General features: G+C 54.2%; 18 protein-coding genes and 7 tRNA genes. 22 read left to right on the top strand and 3 right to left on the bottom strand.

What is annotated here, in order from left to right; genetic code table 11:
• Positions 1 to 3: 3 nt before the first annotated feature.
• From nagB to AC6I8J_RS05195, 12 genes are all read left to right on the top strand, one after another.
• On the top strand, positions 4 to 804 hold the full coding sequence (gene nagB / locus AC6I8J_RS05250; RefSeq protein WP_013357120.1) for a glucosamine-6-phosphate deaminase: 801 nt from the start codon (positions 4 to 6) through the stop codon (positions 802 to 804).
• A gap of 62 nt (positions 805 to 866) precedes the next feature.
• Positions 867 to 2015, top strand: coding sequence for an N-acetylglucosamine-6-phosphate deacetylase (nagA, locus tag AC6I8J_RS05245; protein WP_497825149.1), 1149 nt, complete (start codon positions 867 to 869; stop codon positions 2013 to 2015).
• Positions 2016 to 2022: 7 nt separating this feature from the next.
• Positions 2023 to 3243: a DNA-binding transcriptional regulator NagC gene (nagC, locus tag AC6I8J_RS05240; RefSeq protein ID WP_161732104.1), complete on the top strand. Its 1221-nt coding sequence runs from the start codon at positions 2023 to 2025 to the stop codon at positions 3241 to 3243.
• 39 nt (positions 3244 to 3282) lie between these two features.
• Entirely contained in the window at positions 3283 to 4035 is a 753-nt protein-coding gene (locus AC6I8J_RS05235; protein ID WP_013357117.1) for an HAD-IIA family hydrolase, read from the top strand.
• 308 nt (positions 4036 to 4343) lie between these two features.
• Positions 4344 to 6011, top strand: a complete 1668-nt coding sequence (asnB, locus tag AC6I8J_RS05230; RefSeq protein WP_013357116.1) for an asparagine synthase B — start codon at positions 4344 to 4346, stop codon at positions 6009 to 6011.
• A 218-nt stretch (positions 6012 to 6229) separates the two neighbouring features.
• Positions 6230 to 6306, top strand: a tRNA-Met gene (locus AC6I8J_RS05225).
• Positions 6307 to 6315: 9 nt separating this feature from the next.
• Positions 6316 to 6400 (top strand) — tRNA-Leu (locus AC6I8J_RS05220).
• 22 nt (positions 6401 to 6422) lie between these two features.
• A tRNA-Gln gene (locus tag AC6I8J_RS05215) sits at positions 6423 to 6497 on the top strand.
• Between the two features lie 35 nt (positions 6498 to 6532).
• A tRNA-Gln gene (locus AC6I8J_RS05210) sits at positions 6533 to 6607 on the top strand.
• A gap of 22 nt (positions 6608 to 6629) precedes the next feature.
• A tRNA-Met gene (locus AC6I8J_RS05205) sits at positions 6630 to 6706 on the top strand.
• Positions 6707 to 6712: 6 nt separating this feature from the next.
• Positions 6713 to 6787 (top strand) — tRNA-Gln (locus tag AC6I8J_RS05200).
• Positions 6788 to 6815: 28 nt separating this feature from the next.
• A tRNA-Gln gene (locus tag AC6I8J_RS05195) sits at positions 6816 to 6890 on the top strand.
• A 103-nt stretch (positions 6891 to 6993) separates the two neighbouring features.
• On the opposite strand, the gene ubiF is transcribed toward AC6I8J_RS05195, so the two are convergent.
• A complete protein-coding gene (gene ubiF / locus AC6I8J_RS05190) occupies positions 6994 to 8166 on the bottom strand; it encodes a 3-demethoxyubiquinol 3-hydroxylase (protein WP_497825148.1) in 1173 nt (390 codons plus the stop codon).
• A 172-nt stretch (positions 8167 to 8338) separates the two neighbouring features.
• On the opposite strand from ubiF, the gene miaB reads away from it, so the two are divergent.
• From miaB to lnt, 5 genes are all read left to right on the top strand, one after another.
• A complete protein-coding gene (gene miaB, locus AC6I8J_RS05185; RefSeq protein WP_161732099.1) occupies positions 8339 to 9763 on the top strand; it encodes a tRNA (N6-isopentenyl adenosine(37)-C2)-methylthiotransferase MiaB in 1425 nt (474 codons plus the stop codon).
• Positions 9764 to 9972: 209 nt separating this feature from the next.
• Positions 9973 to 11034 (top strand): PhoH family protein, encoded by a 1062-nt coding sequence (locus AC6I8J_RS05180; RefSeq protein ID WP_161732097.1) that lies wholly within the window; start codon positions 9973 to 9975, stop codon positions 11032 to 11034.
• Positions 11031 to 11504, top strand: a complete 474-nt coding sequence (gene ybeY / locus AC6I8J_RS05175) for an rRNA maturation RNase YbeY (protein WP_222924366.1) — start codon at positions 11031 to 11033, stop codon at positions 11502 to 11504. Before AC6I8J_RS05180 ends, ybeY begins: the two co-directional genes overlap by 4 nt.
• 82 nt (positions 11505 to 11586) lie before the next feature.
• A complete protein-coding gene (gene corC, locus AC6I8J_RS05170; protein ID WP_013357111.1) occupies positions 11587 to 12468 on the top strand; it encodes a CNNM family magnesium/cobalt transport protein CorC in 882 nt (293 codons plus the stop codon).
• 4 nt (positions 12469 to 12472) lie between these two features.
• On the top strand, positions 12473 to 13996 hold the full coding sequence (lnt, locus tag AC6I8J_RS05165; RefSeq protein WP_260057672.1) for an apolipoprotein N-acyltransferase: 1524 nt from the start codon (positions 12473 to 12475) through the stop codon (positions 13994 to 13996).
• Positions 13997 to 14161: 165 nt separating this feature from the next.
• Here the strand turns inward: lnt and AC6I8J_RS05160 are convergent, their stop codons facing one another.
• Positions 14162 to 14290 carry a hypothetical protein gene (locus AC6I8J_RS05160; RefSeq protein WP_256497707.1) on the bottom strand — a complete coding sequence of 43 codons (129 nt, stop codon included), beginning with the start codon at positions 14288 to 14290 and terminating at the stop codon, positions 14162 to 14164.
• Positions 14291 to 14432: 142 nt separating this feature from the next.
• Between AC6I8J_RS05160 and AC6I8J_RS05155 the strand changes: the two genes are divergently transcribed.
• The 4 genes from AC6I8J_RS05155 to AC6I8J_RS05140 all read left to right on the top strand — a co-directional run bounded on the left by AC6I8J_RS05155 (position 14433) and on the right by AC6I8J_RS05140 (position 17753).
• Positions 14433 to 15329: an amino acid ABC transporter substrate-binding protein gene (locus tag AC6I8J_RS05155; protein ID WP_013357108.1), complete on the top strand. Its 897-nt coding sequence runs from the start codon at positions 14433 to 14435 to the stop codon at positions 15327 to 15329.
• Between the two features lie 280 nt (positions 15330 to 15609).
• Positions 15610 to 16350 carry an amino acid ABC transporter permease gene (locus tag AC6I8J_RS05150; protein WP_161732091.1) on the top strand — a complete coding sequence of 247 codons (741 nt, stop codon included), beginning with the start codon at positions 15610 to 15612 and terminating at the stop codon, positions 16348 to 16350.
• Positions 16350 to 17027, top strand: a complete 678-nt coding sequence (gene gltK / locus AC6I8J_RS05145) for a glutamate/aspartate ABC transporter permease GltK (protein ID WP_013357106.1) — start codon at positions 16350 to 16352, stop codon at positions 17025 to 17027. The genes AC6I8J_RS05150 and gltK overlap by 1 nt, the downstream gene beginning before the upstream one ends.
• The gene (locus tag AC6I8J_RS05140) at positions 17028 to 17753 is read left to right on the top strand and encodes an amino acid ABC transporter ATP-binding protein (protein ID WP_161732087.1); all 726 of its coding nucleotides are present in this window, start codon (positions 17028 to 17030) and stop codon (positions 17751 to 17753) included. It begins immediately after the preceding gene.
• A 45-nt stretch (positions 17754 to 17798) separates the two neighbouring features.
• On the opposite strand, the gene AC6I8J_RS05135 is transcribed toward AC6I8J_RS05140, so the two are convergent.
• The gene (locus AC6I8J_RS05135) at positions 17799 to 18281 is read right to left on the bottom strand and encodes a zinc ribbon-containing protein (RefSeq protein WP_033731844.1); all 483 of its coding nucleotides are present in this window, start codon (positions 18279 to 18281) and stop codon (positions 17799 to 17801) included.
• Between the two features lie 222 nt (positions 18282 to 18503).
• Between AC6I8J_RS05135 and leuS the strand changes: the two genes are divergently transcribed.
• The gene (gene leuS, locus AC6I8J_RS05130; protein ID WP_161732085.1) at positions 18504 to 21086 is read left to right on the top strand and encodes a leucine--tRNA ligase; all 2583 of its coding nucleotides are present in this window, start codon (positions 18504 to 18506) and stop codon (positions 21084 to 21086) included.
• The last annotated feature ends 8 nt before the right edge of the window (positions 21087 to 21094 follow it).

Here is a 21094-nt window from a genome sequence, read left to right as displayed (position 1 = left end):
AACATGAGACTGATTCCATTAGCGACGCCAACCCAGGTAGGTAAATGGGCCGCCCGACATATTGTTAACCGCATCAATGCGTTTAACCCGACGGCGGACAGGCCTTTTGTTCTGGGTCTGCCAACCGGCGGCACGCCACTGGAGGCGTACAAGCACCTGATAGATATGCACAAAGCGGGCCAGGTCAGTTTTAAACATGTCGTGACTTTCAATATGGATGAATATGTCGGTCTGCCAAAAGAGCATCCTGAAAGCTATCACAGCTTTATGTATCGTAACTTCTTCGATCACGTTGATATTCAACCGGAAAATATCAACCTGCTGAATGGTAATGCGCCTGATATTGACGCAGAATGTCGTCAGTACGAAGAGAAAATTCGCGCACTGGGTAAAATTCACCTGTTTATGGGCGGCGTTGGCAACGACGGTCATATCGCCTTTAACGAACCGGCTTCGTCACTGGCTTCGCGTACCCGTATTAAAACCCTGACCCATGACACCCGCGTGGCGAACTCGCGCTTCTTTAACGGGGACGTTGATCAGGTACCTAAATATGCGCTGACGGTCGGCGTCGGCACGCTGCTGGATGCCGAAGAAGTCATGATTCTGGTTACCGGTCATGTCAAAGCGCAGGCACTGCAGGCAGCAGTTGAAGGTAACGTGAATCATATGTGGACCATCAGCTGTCTGCAGCTGCATGCGAAATCGGTTGTGGTCTGTGATGAGCCAGCCACCATGGAACTGAAAGTGAAAACCGTGAAATATTTCCGCGAAATGGAAGCGGAAAATATGAAAGGCGTGTAACAGAATAGTGCCTTGCCCTGCTGTTACGCTGAGTGACAGCAGGCCAGGACGGGAGAAGAGAGATGTACGCATTAGTAAACGGCCGGATCTACAGCGGCCATGAGATTCTGGATAATCACGCCGTCGTGGTGGCAGACGGGTACATTGCGCGCGTCTGCCCGCGTGAATCGCTCGCGGCTGATATTGAGCAGCGGGATATGGCGGGTGCGATTATTGCGCCGGGCTTTATCGATCTCCAGCTTAATGGCTGCGGTGGCGTGCAGTTCAATGACAGCCTGGATGCGCTCAGCATTGAGACGCTGGAAACGATGCAGCGCGCCAATGAAAAGTCTGGCTGCACCAGCTTTTTACCGACGCTGATCACCAGCAGCGACGCGCTGATGAAGCGGGCGATTGAAACCATGCGCGCTTACCTGCAGAAACATCAGCATCAGGCGCTGGGTCTGCATCTGGAAGGCCCGTGGCTGAGCAAAGCGAAAAAAGGCACACACGATCCGGCACTGATTCGCCTGCCGGATGCGGCGATGGTGCAGTATCTTTGCGACAACGCAGACGTCATTACCAAAGTCACCCTGGCACCGGAAAACGCAGGCAGCGACGTGATTCGTCAGTTGACCGATGCCGGAATCATTGTCTCAGCAGGTCACTCGAATGCGACCTATGAAGAGGCGAAAGCGGGCTTTGCTGCGGGCGTGAGTTTCGCGACCCACCTCTACAATGCTATGCCGGCGTTTGCCGGACGTGAACCCGGGCTTATCGGTGCGCTGTTTGATTCGCCTGATGTATACTGCGGCATTATTGCGGATGGTTTACATGTACATTACGCTAACGTGCGCAATGCAAAACGCATCAAAGGCGACAAACTGGTGCTGGTAACGGATGCCACAGCACCGGCTGGCGCTGAAATCAGCGAGTTTATTTTTGCTGGAAAAACAATCTATTATCGTGACGGCCTCTGTGTTGACGAAAACGGCACACTCAGTGGTTCGGCCCTGACGATGATTGAAGCGGTACAAAACAGCGTCGAGCATGTCGGTATCGCACTGGACGAAGCGTTACGCATGGCATCACTCTACCCGGCACGGGCGATGGGCGTGGAAAGACAGTTGGGCTCGATCGAAGCAGGAAAAATCGCGAACCTGACTGTGTTTACGCGCGACTTTAAAATCATTAAGACGTTAGTCAACGGAGACGACGTCCTGAGCGAGTAAGCACTGAATGACCACTGGCGGCCAGTCACAAATAGGAAATGTCGATCTTGTTAAGCAACTTAATAGCGCAGCGGTTTACCGGCTGATTGATCAACAGGGGCCGATATCGCGCATTCAGATTGCCGAACTCAGCCAGCTCGCCCCCGCCAGCGTCACCAAAATTACCCGCCAGTTGATTGAGCGCGGCCTGATCAAAGAGGTAGACCAGCAGGCGTCTACCGGTGGTCGCCGCGCTATCTCGATTATCACTGAAACCCGCCACTTCCATACCATCGGGGTTCGCCTCGGCCGCAACGATGCCACCCTGACCCTGTTCGACCTCAGCGGTAAATCGCTGGCGCAGGAAGATTATGCGCTGCCGGAACGCACCCAGGAGACGCTGGAGCATGCGCTGTTTAACGCCATCAACGGCTTTATCGAGCAGCACCAGCGTAAAATACGCGAGCTGATCGCGATTTCCGTCATCCTGCCGGGCCTGGTTGACCCGATTAACGGCGTGATCCGTTATATGCCACACATCTCTGTCAGCCACTGGCCGCTGGTCGCCAGTCTGAAGAAACGGTTCAACGTCACCAGTTTTGTGGGGCACGATATTCGCAGTCTGGCGCTGGCCGAGCACTATTTCGGTGCAAGTCGCGACTGTGCTGACTCAATCCTGGTGCGCTTACACCGTGGCACGGGTGCCGGCATTATTGCTAACGGTCATATTTTCCTCGGCAGCAACGGCAACGTCGGCGAAATCGGCCATATCCAGGTTGACCCGCTTGGCGAGCGCTGTCACTGCGGCAACTTTGGCTGCCTTGAAACCATTGCCGCTAACGGCGCCATTGAAAATCGGGTGCGGCATCTGCTGAATCAGGGCTACCCCAGTGTACTGACGCTGGAGGCGTGCCAGATGTCCCACATCTGCAAAGCGGCCAATCAGGGTGATCCGCTGGCCTGTGAAGTGGTCGAACAGGTAGGCCGGTATCTCGGCAAAGCGATTGCCATCGCGATTAACCTGTTTAATCCACAAAAAGTTGTGCTGGCGGGCGAGATTACGGAAGCAGAAAAAGTGCTGCTGCCCGCGATTGAAGGCTGCATCAACACCCAGGCATTAGAAGCTTTCCGTAAAAATCTGCCGGTGGTGCGTTCTACCCTGGATCACCGTTCTGCGATTGGCGCGTTTGCGCTGGCTAAACGTGCCATGCTTAACGGCATTCTGCTGCAACATCTTCTGGAAGACTAAGCTAACCCGCTGTTGTGGCGGGCCACATCGGATCTGACTATGACCATTAAAAGCGTAATTTGTGATATCGATGGCGTGCTGATGCACGACAACACGGCCGTTCCTGGCGCACAGGAATTTTTACAGCGCATTCTGGCCAAAGAGATGCCGCTGGTGGTGCTGACGAACTATCCCTCGCAGACCGAGCAGGATCTGGCTAACCGCTTTGCTTCGGCTGGTGTCGAGGTCCCTGAATCCGTTTTCTATACCTCTGCCATGGCTACAGCAGACTTCCTGCGTCGTCAGGAGGGTAAAAAGGCCTATGTCATTGGTGAAGGCGCGTTGATTCATGAGCTCTATAAAGCGGGCTTTACCATTACGGATGTGAATCCCGATTTTGTCATTGTCGGGGAGACGCGTTCGTTCAACTGGGACATGATGCACAAAGCCGCCTTCTTCGTCGCTAACGGCGCGCGCTTCATCGCCACTAACCCCGATACGCACGCGCGCGGCTTTATACCCGCCTGTGGCGCGCTCTGCGCCGGTATTGAGAAGATCTCAGGTCGTAGCCCGTTTGTGGTGGGCAAACCCAGCCCTTACATCATGCGTGCCGCGCTGAATAAAATGCAGGCCCACTCGGAAGAGACGGTCATTGTGGGTGATAACCTGCGAACCGATATTCTCGCCGGTTTCCAGGCAGGTCTGGAGACAGTACTGGTGCTGTCAGGCGTCTCGACGCTGAGTGATATCGATGCCATGCCGTTCCGTCCGGACTGGATCTACCCTTCTGTTGCCGATATTGATCTGTTCTGATTCATTTTTCTTATGACGCATCCGGTTAATCTGTGATGCGTCCCCCTTTTTTTGCATGTTCCCGCCTACTTTCACTGCCTGTTTTTTACTCACAAACGCCATTTCATTGCCGATCCAACAACAAAACAACATTAAAATTATCGTTCATTCAATTTTATTGCCATGTGAGCAATATTTTTATCAGTAAATCACGATTCCTCTTGCATTGAATGCACCAAATAGCGCATTTTCTTATCTATCACGCAGCGTCAGGCTGCCGGACAAACGCAAAAGATAACATCGCCGTAGGGTGAGATCAGGAGTCAGTTATGTGTTCAATTTTTGGTGTGCTGGATCTGAAAACCGATCCTGTTGAGCTGCGCAAGAAAGCGCTGGAATGTTCGCGCCTAATGCGTCATCGCGGCCCGGACTGGTCAGGCGTCTATGCAGATGACAAGGCTATTCTGGCGCATGAACGCCTCTCAATTGTTGACGTTAACAACGGCGCACAGCCCCTGTACAACGCCGATCACACCCACGTACTGGCCGTTAACGGCGAAATTTACAACCATCAGGCGCTGCGCGCTGAGCTCAGCGATCGCTATGAATTTCAGACCGGTTCTGACTGTGAAGTGATTCTGGCGCTCTATCAGGAGAAAGGTGTCGATTTCCTTGATGAGCTGGAAGGCATGTTCGCCTTTATCCTCTATGACAGCGTTAAGAAATCGTATCTGATTGGCCGCGACCATATCGGTATCATCCCGCTTTATATGGGTAACGATGAACACGGCAACCTGTTTGTTGCGTCAGAAATGAAAGCGCTGGTACCGGCGTGTCGTTCGATCAAAGAGTTCCCGCCGGGAAGCTATCTCTCCAGCACCGATGGCGAAATCCGTCGTTACTGGCAGCGTGACTGGATGGAATACAAAAACGTTGAACACAACACCACTGATGCGGCAGGCCTGAAACATGCGCTTGAAGAGTCCGTGAAAAGCCACCTGATGTCAGACGTCCCTTATGGCGTGCTGCTGTCAGGCGGTCTGGACTCCTCCATCATTTCAGCCGTGACCAAGCGTTTTGCGGCGAAACGGGTTGAAGATCAGGATAAAAGTGATGCGTGGTGGCCGCAGCTACACTCCTTTGCGGTCGGGCTGGAAGGTTCACCTGATTTAAAAGCAGCAAAATCTGTCGCTGAACATCTGGGCACCGTGCACCACGAAATTCATTTCACCGTGCAGGAAGGTCTGGATGCGATTCGCGATGTGATTTATCACATTGAAACCTATGACGTCACTACCATTCGCGCCTCTACGCCGATGTACTTAATGTCGCGTAAAATCAAAGCAATGGGCATTAAGATGGTGCTGTCAGGCGAAGGTGCAGACGAAGTCTTTGGCGGCTATCTCTACTTCCATAAAGCGCCAAACGCCAAAGAGTTCCACGAAGAAAACGTGCGTAAACTGCAGGCGCTGCATATGTTCGACTGCGCTCGTGCCAACAAAGCGATGTCCGCCTGGGGCGTTGAAGCCCGCGTACCCTTCCTGGATAAAAAATTCCTGGATGTGGCAATGCGTATCAACCCTGCCGACAAAATGTGTGGCAGCAACGGTAAAATGGAGAAACACATTCTGCGTGAATGTTTCTCCTCTTACCTGCCAGAGAGCGTAGCGTGGCGTCAGAAAGAGCAGTTCTCTGATGGTGTGGGTTACAGCTGGATCGACTCACTCAAGGAAGTGGCCGCGAAGCAAATCAGCGACCAGCAGCTGGCAACCGCCCATTTCCGCTTCCCGTTCAACACGCCGGGTTCGAAAGAAGCTTATCTCTATCGTGAGATCTTCGAAGAGCTGTTCCCGTTAGCGAGTGCGGCAGAGTGTGTGCCTGGCGGTCCATCCGTTGCCTGTTCTTCCGCCAAAGCGATTGAGTGGGATGAAGCGTTTAAAAACATGGACGATCCTTCCGGACGTGCCGTGGGTGTGCATCAGTCAGCCTATAAATAACCTGACAGAAAGCCACCGGAATGGGCCTGTTATGGCCCATTTTTTTTACGATGAGCGTTGTATTCACTGAAAAATTGCCGAATAAACCGCCAGGCTGGTTATAAGCCAGTCAAACAGCGATTATCTGGCAAAAAACGGTAAAAAACTTGTTGACGCTGTCTGGTCAACTCCGCATAATGCGCCCCGCAACGCCGATGAAGGTAACGCGAAAAAAAGATGGCTACGTAGCTCAGCTGGTTAGAGCACAGCACTCATAATGCTGGGGTCACAGGTTCGATTCCCGTCGTAGCCACCATCTTTTTTTGCGGGAGTGGCGAAATTGGTAGACGCACCAGATTTAGGTTCTGGCGCCGCAAGGTGTGCGAGTTCAAGTCTCGCCTCCCGCACCATTTCATTATTCGGCAGCGTGGATGGGATATCGCCAAGCGGTAAGGCACCGGTTTTTGATACCGGCATTCCCTGGTTCGAATCCAGGTATCCCAGCCAATTTCGATGATTCTTGTATGCTGAGAACGGACGAATGGGATATCGCCAAGCGGTAAGGCACCGGTTTTTGATACCGGCATTCCCTGGTTCGAATCCAGGTATCCCAGCCATCATTGAAATGCAGTACAATTTGGCTACGTAGCTCAGCTGGTTAGAGCACAGCACTCATAATGCTGGGGTCACAGGTTCGATTCCCGTCGTAGCCACCATATAATTGGGGTGTCGCCAAGCGGTAAGGCACTGGTTTCTGATACCAGCATTCCGGGGTTCGAATCCCTGCACCCCAGCCATACAAAGACAATTTGAAAAGCCCATTATTGGGGTGTCGCCAAGCGGTAAGGCACTGGTTTCTGATACCAGCATTCCGGGGTTCGAATCCCTGCACCCCAGCCAAATTGCACAACCAGGCCCGCTTTTGCGGGCTTTGTTGTTTTTATCCCTTCTCCACCATCCTGATTACAGGCCCGCCCTGCGGCGAGCCTGAACACGTAAGCGGCTATAGCCCCAGCGCGTAACGCAATACCTGCCGCTTCAGTACGCCAGAATGTTCGGCAGCAATCAGTCCAAGATTTCGCGCAAACCGCAGCGGTGCCAGCTGATTGCTGAAGGCAAAATAAAAGAGATCCATCCCGCCCTGCATCAGCAGATTGTCTTTGCGACGCTGCCGGTGATAGCGCTGTAATACCCGCTCTGAGGCCCAGTCCTCCGCAGCACCGCGTGCGCTCACCAGTACATCTATCAACGCATCACTATCGCGATACCCCAGATTCACGCCCTGCCCGGCCAGCGGATTAATGGTATGCGCCGCATCACCGACCAGCGCCAGCCCAGGCAGGACATAACGTGAAGCATGACGTCGCACCAGCGGGAAGCCACCCGCCGCATGGGCTTTAAACCGTCCCAACCGCGCCGGGAAGTGGCTGGCAATCTCTTTTTCCAGCTGGGCTATCGGCATCGCCTGAAGCTGACGCACTCTTGCGGGCGCGTCATACCAGACCAGCGAGGCCCGGTTGCCATACAGCGGTAAAAAGGCTCGTGGTCCCTGAGGTGTAAAGTGCTGCCAGGTCGCATCCCCTGCCGGATGTTCGCAGGTCACGCTTATCAGCAGGCAGGACTGCGCATAGCTCCAGCCATGAATCCCGATTCCGGCCATCTGCCGCACCTGCGAGTTTGCGCCATCTGCACCAATCACCAGCCGGGTATGCAAGGCCATGCCGTCGTTAAGGTCGATGCGCCAGCCGCCATTTTCTGGCTGCAGGTTTTCCAGCGTGGCCGGGCAATAGCAGGTCACGCCCAGCGACTGCATCTCCTCCCATAATGCCCGCTGAAGCACGCTGTTCTCGACCATAAAGCCCAGTTCAGGCAAGTTCAGCGAGGCAGCATCAAAACTCACCTGCGCGGTCTGCCACTCCCAGGTTTCCAGCCTGCGATAGGGCGCACTGCGCATCGCTTCGACCCGCGGCCAGACATTGAGCTGCTTCAGCAACGCCACCGAGGAAGATCCGATTGCTGAAATTCGCAGATCGGGATCGCTGTCGGCATCAAACGGCGCGGGTTCGGCACGCTCAATCACCGCCACGCGAAAATGGTGTTGTGTCAGTCCACAGGCCAGCGCAGCACCGACCATGCCACCGCCGACAATCACGACATCAAACTGATTATCCTGCATTGCTTAACTCCCTCTCTTATTCCTGCCAGCCTGCGCATTGCGGGTCTGAATAGAGCAAAGTGTACCGGAAAACCCGATGGCTGGCAGAAAAGCCCTCAGGCTGGTCACCACAGCATCAAAGCATTACAATACGCGCCCCTCACTTCACTGCACTGAATCAATGGCTAGCGCGATGACAAAAAAACTGCATATCAAAACCTGGGGATGTCAGATGAATGAGTATGATTCATCCAAGATGTCTGATCTGCTGAATAGTACGCACGGCTATACGCTGACCGAGGTCCCTGAAGAGGCAGATATTCTGCTGCTTAACACCTGCTCCATTCGTGAGAAAGCGCAGGAGAAGGTGTTTCATCTGCTGGGACGCTGGAGAAAACTTAAAGAGCGCAACCCGGATGTGATTATCGGCGTGGGTGGCTGTGTGGCGTCGCAGGAAGGCGATCATATTCGTCAGCGTGCTCCCTGCGTGGATATTGTGTTTGGTCCGCAGACGCTGCACCGCCTGCCGGAGATGATCAACACTGTGCGCGGCACCAAAAGCCCGGTAGTCGACATCAGCTTCCCGGAAATTGAGAAATTTGACCGTCTGCCGGAACCGCGTGCAGAAGGTCCGACAGCCTTTGTCTCTATTATGGAAGGCTGCAACAAATATTGTACTTTCTGCGTGGTGCCTTACACCCGTGGTGAGGAAGTGAGCCGTCCCAGCGATGATATTCTGCTGGAGATCGCCCAACTGGCGGCGCAGGGCGTGCGTGAAGTTAACCTGTTGGGTCAGAACGTCAACGCTTATCGTGGTGCCACCTTTGATGGTGAGATCTGTACCTTTGCTGAGCTGCTGCGCCTGGTCGCCGCTATCGACGGCATCGACCGCATTCGATTCACCACCAGCCACCCGATTGAGTTCACTGATGACATCATTGATGTCTATCGCGATACCCCGGAGCTGGTGAGTTTCCTGCATCTGCCGGTTCAGAGTGGTGCAGACCGTATTCTGACGCTGATGAAGCGCGCGCATACCGCACTGGAGTATAAGGCGATTATCCGCAAGCTGCGCGCGGCGCGCCCGGATATTGAGATCAGCTCTGACTTCATCATCGGCTTCCCGGGTGAAACCCAGCAGGATTTCGAGCAGACCATGAACCTCATCGCCGACATCAATTTCGACGTCAGCTTCAGCTTTGTCTACTCTGCCCGTCCCGGCACGCCCGCTGCTGACCTGCCGGATGATGTCAGTGAAGAGGAGAAAAAGCAGCGTCTGTGGATCCTGCAGGACCGCATTAACCAGCAGGCGCAGGCGATCAGTCGCCGCATGCTCGGCACCGTGCAGCGTATTCTGGTGGAAGGCATCTCCCGCAAGAACGTCATGGAAGTCTCTGGCCGCACCGAAAATAACCGCGTAGTCAATTTTGAAGGCACGCCTGAGATGATTGGCCGCTTTGTGGATGTTGAAATTGTTGATGTCTACACCAACTCGCTGCGCGGCAGGCTGGTGCGTACTGAAGAAGAGATGGGCCTGCGTATGGCGCAAAGCCCGGCATCCGTGATTGCCCGTACCCGCAAAGAAAACGACATCGGCGTGGGTCTGTTCCAGCCGTGATACCTGCTATATTGTGCGGCAGCGCGCATTGCGTTGCCGCCAATTTCACGCCACGACACTTGGTTTCTGAAAGTGTCGCCCAAATATCTCTCCTTAAGCTTGCGCCCAGGCGTTACGGCATAAATAATTTCGTTATGGTGCATCCGGTTAAGCCCAACGGTGCGTCAGACACATCCCATAACTGGCCCTGAGTGACCCAAAGGATTCGTTTGAATATCGAAACTCGTGAAATCGCCCTTGAACCGGCTGATAACCGTCGTCTGATGAGCCTGTGTGGGCCTTTCGACGATAATGTAAAACAGCTTGAGCGTCGTCTGGGCATTGAGATCAATCGTCGCGACAACGTCTTTAAGCTGTCAGGACGCCCACTTTGCGTCAATGCCGCCGCAGATATTCTGAAGACCCTGTATGTCGATACCGCGCCAATGCGTGGCGAGATCCCGGATATCGAGCCAGACCAGATTCACCTGGCGATCAAAGAGAGCCGGGTACTGGAGCAAACCGCCGAAAGCGTGCCGGAATACGGTAAAGCGGTTAATATCAAGACCAAGCGTGGTGTCATCAAACCGCGTACGCCAAACCAGGCGCAGTACATCGCGAATGTGCTCGACCACGACATTACCTTTGGTGTCGGCCCGGCCGGTACCGGTAAAACCTATCTGGCGGTGGCTGCGGCCGTGGATGCATTGGAGCGTCAGGAGATTCGCCGCATCATGCTGACCCGCCCTGCCGTCGAAGCGGGTGAAAAGCTCGGCTTCCTGCCAGGCGACCTGAGTCAGAAAGTCGACCCTTATCTGCGTCCGCTCTACGATGCGCTGTTTGAAATGCTCGGCTTCGAGCGCGTTGAAAAGCTGATGGAGCGCAACGTTATTGAGGTTGCCCCACTGGCCTATATGCGCGGTCGAACGCTGAACGATGCGTTTATCATTCTTGATGAGAGTCAGAACACCACCATCGAGCAGATGAAGATGTTCCTGACGCGCATTGGCTTCAACTCCAAAGCGGTGATTACCGGTGACGTTACCCAGATTGACCTGCCGCGTCACGTCAAGTCGGGCCTGCGCCATGCCATTGAGGTGCTGGCAGACGTGGAAGAAATCAGCTTTAACTTCTTCCACAGCGAAGATGTGGTGCGCCATCCGGTCGTTGCCCGCATTGTCACCGCTTATGAAGCCTGGGAAGCCGCCGATCAGACCCGCCGTGACCAGCAGGCTGAAGAGCGTAAACGTGAAGCGCTGGCAGCACAGAATGCCACGCAGGAGAGCAAATGAGCCAGGTGATTCTCGACCTGCAGGTCGCCTGTGATAACACCGCTGATTTGCCTGATGAAAGCCAGTTTCACCGCTGGCTCTCAGCGGCTGTTACCCCTTTCCAGCCCGAAAGCGAAGTCACAGTACGTCTGGTTGACGAAGCGGAAAGTCATGAGCTTAATCTGACTTATCGCGGCAAAGACAAGCCGACCAACGTCCTCTCTTTCCCGTTTGAAGCACCGCCGGGCATTGAGCTGCCGCTGCTGGGCGATCTGATCATCTGCCGCCAGGTCGTTGAGCAGGAAGCCGCTGAACAGGGTAAAAGCGTTGAAGCCCACTGGGCACATATGGTGGTGCACGGCACGCTGCATCTGCTGGGTTACGACCATATTGAAGACGACGAAGCGGACGAGATGGAAGGGCTGGAGACCGAGATAATGCTTGCTCTTGGGTATCCTGATCCGTACATTTCGGAGAAAGAAGACGCCTGAATCCTGAATTCAGGCTATCCGGCTGTCAGCACGGTTTGCTGACAGCACCTATTCCTCACCAGAGAGATCTTTAAAAACCGCCATGAGCGACGACCATTCTCAAAACAGCGATGCACCCAGTAGTAAAAAGGGATTTTTCTCCCTGTTAATCAACCAACTCTTTCACGGTGAACCTAAAAACCGTGATGAGCTACTGGAGCTGATCCGCGACTCGAATAATAAAGAGCTGATTGACCAGGACACCCGCGACATGCTTGAAGGGGTTCTGGATATTGCGGAGCAGCGCGTGCGTGACATCATGATCCCGCGCTCGCAAATGATCACCCTGAAACGTAATCAGAGCCTCGAAGAGTGTCTGGATGTCATTATCGACTCCGCGCACTCCCGCTTCCCGGTGATCAGCGAAGACAAAGATCATGTGGAAGGGATTCTGATGGCGAAAGACCTGCTGCCGTTTATGAGCAGTGAATCAGAGCCGTTCAGTATCGAGAAAGTGCTGCGTCCTGCGGTGGTGGTGCCTGAAAGTAAGCGTGTCGACCGGATGCTGAAAGAGTTCCGTTCCCAGCGTTATCACATGGCGATTGTTATTGATGAGTTTGGTGGTGTCTCCGGTCTGGTCACAATCGAAGATATTCTTGAGCTGATCGTAGGTGAGATTGAAGATGAGTATGATGATGAAGAAGATCGTGATATCCGTCAGCTCAATCGCCACACCTTCACGGTGCGCGCACTGACCGCCATTGAAGATTTCAATGAGGTGTTTGGCACGCAGTTCAGTGATGATGAAGTCGATACCATTGGTGGTCTGGTCATGCAGGGCTTCGGCCATCTCCCCGCACGTGGTGAAAGCATTGAGATTGAAGGTTACCAGTTCAAGGTGGCGATGGCGGACAGCCGCCGCATCATCCAGGTTCACGTGACTATCCCGGAAAATTCGCCACAACCCCAACTGGAAGACGAATAAGTCTATGGCTTTAGCCTCACTCTACCCGCGCCAGCGGGTTCGCCTGCTGCTGGCTTTAATAACGGGTGCACTGGGTACCCTCGCCTTCTCTCCTTACGATTTCTGGCCTGCCGCTCTGCTCTCGCTGTGCGGCTTACAGTTGCTGACCCTGAACCGCTCAAGCCCGCAGGCCACTGCGATCGGCTTTGTGTGGGGAGTAGGTCTGTTCGGCAGCGGTATTAACTGGGTCTATGTCAGTGTTGCCACCTTTGGCGGCATGCCTGGTCCGGTCAATGTCTTTATCGTGGCGCTGCTGGCGGCGTATCTGGCGGTTTACCCGGCGCTGTTTGCCGGTGTACTCAATCGACTCTGGCCATGCACGACGCTATGGCGCCTGGCGCTGGCGGCACCGGCATTGTGGCAGATGACCGAGTTCCTGCGCGGCTGGGTGCTGACTGGCTTCCCGTGGCTGCAGTTTGGTTACAGCCAGATTGACGGACCGTTAAAAGGGCTGGCTCCGCTGGCGGGTGTTGAGACCCTGACCTTCCTGCTGATGGTCATTGCTGGCCTGCTGGCTTATGCTCTGCAGCAGCGCAACGTCAGAAGTCTGGTGGCGGCGTTGCTGCTGCTGGCCCTGCCGTGGCCACTGCGCTACATCCAGTGGGTTCAGCCAATGCCAGAGCGTGCCGTAGAAGTGGCGCTGGTTCAGGGAAACATCCCGCAGTCGATGAAGTGGGATCCTCAGCAACTGCTCACTACTCTGCGCATCTATAACGGTCTGAGCCAGCCGCTGATGGGTAAGGCGCCAATCATTATCTGGCCAGAATCGGCAATTACCGATCTGGAAAGTAATCAGCAGCCGTTCCTGCGTTCGCTGGATGATGAACTGCGTGAACGTGGCAGCTCACTGGTCACCGGTATCGTGGACTCCCGACTGGAGCAGAATCGTTATCACGACTACAACACCGTGATCGTGCTGGGCGGCAAAACGCCTTATAACTACTTCAGCGGCAATCGTTACCAGAAGAATCATCTGGTGCCGTTTGGCGAATTTGTGCCGCTGGCCGACCTGCTGCGTCCGCTGGCCCCGTTCTTTGATCTGCCGATGTCGGCTTTCAGCCGTGGCAACTATCTCCAGCCGCAACTCAGCGTCGCAGGCTATAACCTGACCAGCGCCATCTGTTATGAGATCGTGCTCGGTGAGCAGGTGCGGGCTAACTTCCATCCCGACACCAGTTTCCTGCTGACCGTTTCGAACGATGCCTGGTTTGGTCACTCTATCGGACCGTGGCAGCACTTCCAGATGGCGAGAATGCGGGCGCTGGAGCTGGGACGTCCGCTGTTGCGCAGTACCAACAACGGCGTGACGGCAGTAGTAAATGCCAGTGGTGATGTGGAGGCGATGCTGCCGCAGTTTACCCGCGACGTGCTGACCAGCAAAGTCACGCCGACACAGGGGGAAACCCCGTATGCGCGGGCGGGCATCTGGCCAGTCTGGTCACTGACGCTACTGGCGGCATTGATAGCTCTGCTGCGTCGACGCCGGTAACCTATCCGATCCTTCAAGGCGAAGCGCAGGCTTCGCCTTTTTTCTTTGCTCGCTCTGCGGTATATCTCACTCCCCTGACCACATACTCTGCTGCCTTTCTCACCATGCACCGCTTTCTGGCACGATGATTGCAGAATGTTTCACTGTTTTTCGCCGACAGGCGGATTACAGGCGCTGATGCCTGGCCGTTTGCACCAAAACAGTCGCCTCTGCTGCACCGTTAATGCGCAGAGCAAGATATTTGCCTTTTTTTGGTGCGGATTGCCTCGCAAAAAAGAAACTTTTTTGTTTCATTGCGTTAACAATCCGCTATGTTAGTGACTCTTCTGCGCCCATTTAGCCCGCAGAATGAGCAGAAACGCAGCAAAAAACAGACACAACATCATAATCAGCACAGGTATCAGCCTGGGCCTTTTTCATACGAAGGAGTTGGAACATGCAACTACGCAAAGTGGCATTATCTCTTCTGCTGATCAGCGCAGCGGCGGGAGCGGCCCAGGCGGAAGATCTCAGCGGCACCCTGAAGAAGATCAATGACAACGGCGTCATTGTGGTCGGGCATCGCGAATCATCAGTTCCCTTTTCTTACTATGACAACCAGCAAAAAGTCGTCGGCTATTCACAGGCTTACTCAAACGCCATCGTGGAAGCCATCAAAGCGAAGCTGAACAAGCCGGATTTGCAGGTCAAAATGATCCCGATCACCTCACAAAACCGTATTCCGCTGCTGCAAAACGGCACCTACGATTATGAGTGTGGCTCTACCACCAACAACCTTGAGCGCCAGAAACAGGCCGCGTTCTCTGACACCATTTTTGTCATCGGCACCCGTCTGCTGGTTAAGAAAGATGGCCCGATCAAAGATTTCGCTGATCTGAAAGGCAAAACGGTGGTGGTGACTTCAGGAACCACCTCTGAAGTGCTGCTTCATAAACTCAACGACGAACAGAAACTGGATATGCGCATCATCAGCGCCAAAGATCACGGTGACTCTTTCCGTACGCTGGAAACCGGTCGTGCCGTGGCTTTCATGATGGATGATGCTCTGCTGGCTGGCGAACGCGCCAAAGCTAAAAAGCCAGATAACTGGGAAATCTTAGGTACGCCGCAGTCAAAAGAGGCCTATGGCTGCATGCTGCGTAAAGATGATCCGCAGTTTAAAGCGCTGGTCGATGAAACTATTGCTAAAGCCCAGACCTCTGGCCAGGCAGAAAAATGGTTCGATACCTGGTTTAAACAGCCGATTCCGCCAAAGAATCTGAACATGAACTTTGAACTCTCTGATGACATGAAAGCCCTGTTCAAAACGCCAAATGACAAAGCACTGAATTAACAAAAAAATACCCAATGGATCTCAGATTGCATTGAGACGGCAAGAGAATGCATCCCGGTGAGCTTACTCAGGTAAGTCATTTGGATGAGTGAACCTGGCCAACAAAAATGCAGCCTGAAAGACGGCGGGTATAACAAGGGCAGCCTGGCTGCCCTCTCGATTGCTGAAACCGCGGCATGGACAGACAGACTGACACGGGTCGTTCCCCTGAGTCAGGAAATAAAACGCCGTTCATCAATCTTCAGGGTAGCTTAGCTACCCTTTTTTTCCGGAGCTCGTTATGGGTATCGATTGGAACTGGGGCATTTTCCTCGAACAGGCCCCGTTCGGTAACACAACCTACCTCGGCTGGCTGTGGTCCGGTTTTCAGGTGACGATAGCCGTCTCCTGCTGCGCCTGGATTATCGCCTTCTGCGTGGGTTCATTTTTCGGCATTCTGCGCACCGTGCCTAATCGCCTGCTGTCGACCATTGGCACCTGCTATGTGGAACTGTTTCGTAACATCCCGCTGATCGTCCAGTTCTTCTTCTGGTATCTGGTGGCGCCCGAACTGGTGGGCGAAAAGCTCGGCATGTGGTTTAAGTCTGAGCTGGACCCCAACATTCAGTTCTTCCTCTCTTCAATGATCTGTCTTGGCCTTTTTACCGCCGCCCGCGTCTGCGAGCAGGTGCGCGCAGCCATTCAGTCACTGCCGACAGGACAGAAAAATGCCGGTCTGGCGATGGGATTAACCCTGCCGCAGACCTATCGCTATGTCCTGCTGCCGAATGCGTATCGTGTGATTGTTCCGCCGATGACCTCGGAAATGCTGAACCTGGTAAAGAACTCCGCTATCGCCTCCACCATCGGTCTGGTCGATATGGCGGCGCAGGCGGGCAAACTGCTCGACTATTCTGCTCACGCCTATGAATCCTTTACCGCCATTACGCTGGCCTATGTCGCGATTAACCTGGTGATTATGCTGTTGATGAGTCTGGTCGAGCGCAAAGTCCGGCTGCCAGGCAATGCGGGAGGCAAGTAATGTACGACTTTGACTGGAGTTCGATTACACCCAGCCTGCCCTACCTGCTTAACGGCTTAGTGATTACCTTCAAGATCACCATTACTGCCGTGGTTTTCGGTATTTTGTGGGGAACCCTGCTGGCGGTGATGCGTCTGTCGAGCTTTAAGCCCGTCAGCTGGTTCGCCAAAATCTACGTCAACCTGTTCCGTTCGGTGCCGCTGGTCATGGTGCTGCTGTGGTTCTATCTGGTGGTGCCGAGTTTCCTGCAGCAGGTCCTGGGCCTGTCGCCGAAAACCGATATCCGGCTGATTTCCGCCATGGTTGCCTTTTCGCTGTTTGAAGCGGCCTACTACTCCGAAATCATTCGTGCCGGCATCATCAGTATTTCGCGTGGACAGGGCAATGCCGCGCTGGCGCTGGGTATGACACAGTGGCAGGCAATGCGCCTGATCATCCTGCCGCAGGCGTTCCGCGCCATGGTTCCGCTGTTACTGACGCAGGGTATCGTGCTGTTCCAGGATACCTCGCTGGTCTATGTCTTAAGCCTGGCGGACTTCTTCCGTACCGCGTCCACCATTGGTGAGCGCGACGGCACCCAGGTTGAAATGGTTCTGTTTGCAGGTCTGGTCTACTTCGTTATCAGCCTGAGCGCATCGCTGTTGGTCAGCTATCTGAAAAGAAAAAGGACGGTTTAAATGATTAGCCTGAAAAATGTTTCTAAGTGGTATGGTCACTTTCAGGTGCTGACCGACTGCTCAACCGAGGTCAAAACCGGTGAGGTAGTGGTGGTCTGCGGGCCGTCCGGCTCCGGTAAATCAACGCTGATCAAAACGGTGAACGGACTCGAGCCGGTTCAGCAGGGTGTGATTGCGGTCAACGGCACCGAGGTGAACAACAAAAAAACCAACCTTGCGCAGCTTCGCAGTCAGGTCGGTATGGTGTTCCAGCACTTCGAGCTGTTCCCGCATCTGAGCATTATCAACAATCTGGTGCTGGCGCAGGTGAAAGTGCTGAAACGTGACAAGGCAGCAGCCCGCGATAAAGGACTGAAGCTGCTGAAGCGTGTGGGTCTCTCAGCCCATGCCGACAAGTTCCCTGGCCAGCTCTCTGGTGGGCAGCAGCAGCGTGTAGCCATTGCGCGTGCGCTCTGCATGGACCCCATCGCGATGCTGTTTGATGAACCAACGTCCGCGCTGGATCCGGAAATGATCAACGAAGTGCTGGATGTGATGGTTGAACTGGCACAGGAGGGGATGACGATGATGGTGGTGACACACGAGATGGGCTTCGCCCGTAAAGTCGCCAATCGTGTGATCTTCATGGATGAAGGGAAAATTATCGAAGACACCAACAAAGATGACTTCTTTAATAATCCACAGTCTGACCGCGCGAAAGATTTCCTCGCTAAAATTCTGCACTAAACAACCTGTGCGGGTCACGCAGAGTGGCCCGCACAGATTTTATTATCAGGGTTCAAAAGGCTGACGCTGAAACTGGTCATTGCCGCATTCCGGACAGCGCGACAGGGTTTCCGGCGTATAGATCGCCCGGGTAAACTGACACTTCTCACATACCAGATTGCCCAGCCCCACCACTTCGCCGCTCTGATATACACCGTGATGATGCAGATCCTGAAAAACTTCGCGCCACTCCAGCTGACTTTTATCGGTGATATCCGCCAGCTCTTTCCAGACGCTCTCGCGAATAATGCGCATAAACAGTGAATCCGCCAGCGGCTCCTCCACATCGGTATAACTGCGTGCAAATTCGCCTAAATCACGGCGCACTGAGCTAAGCGCCTGATCAATCTCTTCTTCCGTCATATCATCGCGAACCCGTAACTGGCTGCGTCGCCCGGCAATCAGCTCATCAAGGTTCCGATCGCCCTGACGGAGACGTTCGGTCAGTACGGCTAACGACTCGCGATATTCCTGAGCTACTTTATTCATTTTATTCTCCTTTATGCAGACCCTCGCTGAATTAAGTTTAGTCGCAATGCGACTTTTGCCGTGTCGTCTGTACAGTGAATTACAAAAGGGTGAAGAGGCTGTCGCTTTCAGCAGAAATCGTGCCAGCAAAAGTGGGAAGTGTTGTTGATACGCGGCCTTATGGGTATGCTATGCGGATCGTAGAGCCCGAAAAATGTTATTCATAAAGGACCACAGGCAGCCATGCAAGAGCAATACCGCCCGGAAGAGATTGAATCCCGTGTGCAGCAACACTGGGATGAAAACGAAACGTTTAAAGTGACTGAGCAGGAAGGTAAAGAGAAATACTATTGCCTCTCCATGTTGCCCTATCCTTCTGGCCGCCTGCATATGGGCCACGTTCGTAACTACACCATCGGCGACGTAATCGCGCGTTATCAGCGTATGCTCGGCAAAAACGTACTACAGCCGATTGGCTGGGATGCTTTCGGCCTGCCTGCGGAAGGCGCTGCGGTTAAAAATAACACCGCACCGGCCCCCTGGACATACGACAACATCGCCTACATGAAAAACCAGCTTAAATTGCTGGGCTTTGGCTATGACTGGAGTCGTGAACTGGCGACCTGCCAGCCAGAGTACTATCGCTGGGAACAGTGGTTCTTCACCAAACTGTATGAAAAAGGTCTGGTCTATAAAAAGACCTCTGCCGTCAACTGGTGTCCGAACGATCAGACGGTGCTGGCGAACGAGCAGGTGATCGATGGCTGCTGCTGGCGCTGTGACACCAAAGTTGAGCGCAAAGAGATCCCTCAGTGGTTTATCAAAATCACCGATTATGCGGAAGAGCTGCTGAACGATCTGGATACGCTGGAAGAGTGGCCTGAGCAGGTCAAAACCATGCAGCGTAACTGGATTGGCCGTTCTGAAGGCGTCGAAATCACTTTCGACGTTGCTGGCAGCGAAGAGAAAGTTACCGTCTATACCACCCGCCCGGATACCTTTATCGGCGCAACCTATGTTGCCGTTGCGGCGGGTCATCCGCTGGCAACCCAGGCGTCGGTGAATAACCCGGCACTGGCTGACTTTATCGCTGAATGCCGCAATACCAAAGTGGCCGAAGCCGATATGGCGACCATGGAGAAGAAAGGCATGGCGACCGGCCTGTCTGTTATTCATCCGCTGACCGGCGAGCTTCTCCCGGTCTGGGTCGCTAACTTCGTGCTGATGGAATATGGCACCGGTGCCGTCATGGCGGTCCCGGCGCACGACCAGCGCGACTGGGAATTTGCCACTAAATACGATCTGGCGATCAAGCCGGTAGTACTCAACCTGGATGGCTCTATTCCTGACGTCAGCGCTGCGGCAATGACCGACAAAGGCGCGCTGTTTAATTCAGGTGAGTTCAACGGTCTGGATCACGCCGCAGGGTTTACCGCCATTGCAGATTCTCTGGCGGCAAAAGGCGTGGGCGTTCGTAAAGTGAACTACCGTCTGCGCGACTGGGGTGTTTCCCGTCAGCGTTACTGGGGTGCACCGATCCCAATGGTCACGCTGGAAGATGGCACCGTAATGCCGACACCTGAAGACCAGCTGCCGGTGATCCTGCCGGAAGATGTGGTAATGGATGGCATTACCAGCCCGATCAAAGCGGATCCGGAGTGGGCGAAGACCACCGTAAATGGCCAGCCTGCTCTGCGTGAAACCGACACCTTTGACACCTTCATGGAGTCCTCCTGGTACTACGCGCGCTATACCTGCGCCAGCTACAAGGAAGGCATGCTGGATCCGGCCGCCGCAAACTACTGGCTGCCGGTCGATCAGTATGTGGGGGGTATTGAACACGCCATCATGCACCTGATGTATTTCCGCTTCTTCCACAAGCTGCTGCGTGACGCGGGCCTGGTCAACTCGAATGAACCAGCCAAACGTCTGCTGTGCCAGGGCATGGTGCTGGCTGATGCCTTCTACTATCTCGGTAACAACGGCGAGCGTAACTGGGTTTCACCGGTTGACGTTGAGGTTGAGCGTGATGAGAAAGGCCGCATTGTAAAAGCCACCGATACGCAGGGCCGCGAGGTGATTTACGCGGGCATGAGTAAAATGTCGAAGTCGAAAAACAATGGCATCGACCCACAGCTGATGGTTGAGCGTTACGGCGCGGATACCGTGCGTCTGTTCATGATGTTTGCTTCACCGGCCGATATGACGCTGGAGTGGCAGGAATCGGGCGTTGAAGGAGCGAACCGCTTCCTGAAGCGTGTCTGGAAGCTGGTCTACGAGCACACCTCACAGGGTGCGACCGTGGCGCTGGATGTGGATAGCCTGAATGACGAGCAGAAATCGCTGCGTCGTGACCTGCACAAAACCATCGCCAAAGTGGCGGATGATATTGGCCGTCGTCAGACTTTTAACACCGCCATTGCAGCGATTATGGAGCTGATGAACAAACTGGCGCGTGCCCCGCAGGAAAGCGAGCAGGATCGCGCTCTGATGCAGGAAGCACTGCTGGCTATCGTCCGTCTTCTCTATCCGTTTACCCCGCACGCCTGCTATGTTCTGTGGCAGACGCTGGGTGGCGAAGGCACCATCGATGAAGCGAGCTGGCCGGTGGCTGATGAAGCCGCTATGGTTGAAGATTCACTGCTGGTCGTGGTGCAGGTGAACGGTAAAGTGCGTGGCAAAATTACCGTACCCGCCGAGGCAACGCAGGAACAGGTTCAGGCACGCGCGGCTCAGGAGCATCTGGTGGCGAAGTATCTGGACGGCGTGACTATCCGTAAAGTCATTTATGTACCGGGCAAACTGCTTAACCTGGTCGTAGGTTAAGTTCAGGA

This window comes from Pantoea sp. X-Soil-ISGK-355 (genome assembly GCF_059730805.1).
This window is presented reverse-complemented; position numbering and strand designations above follow the sequence as displayed.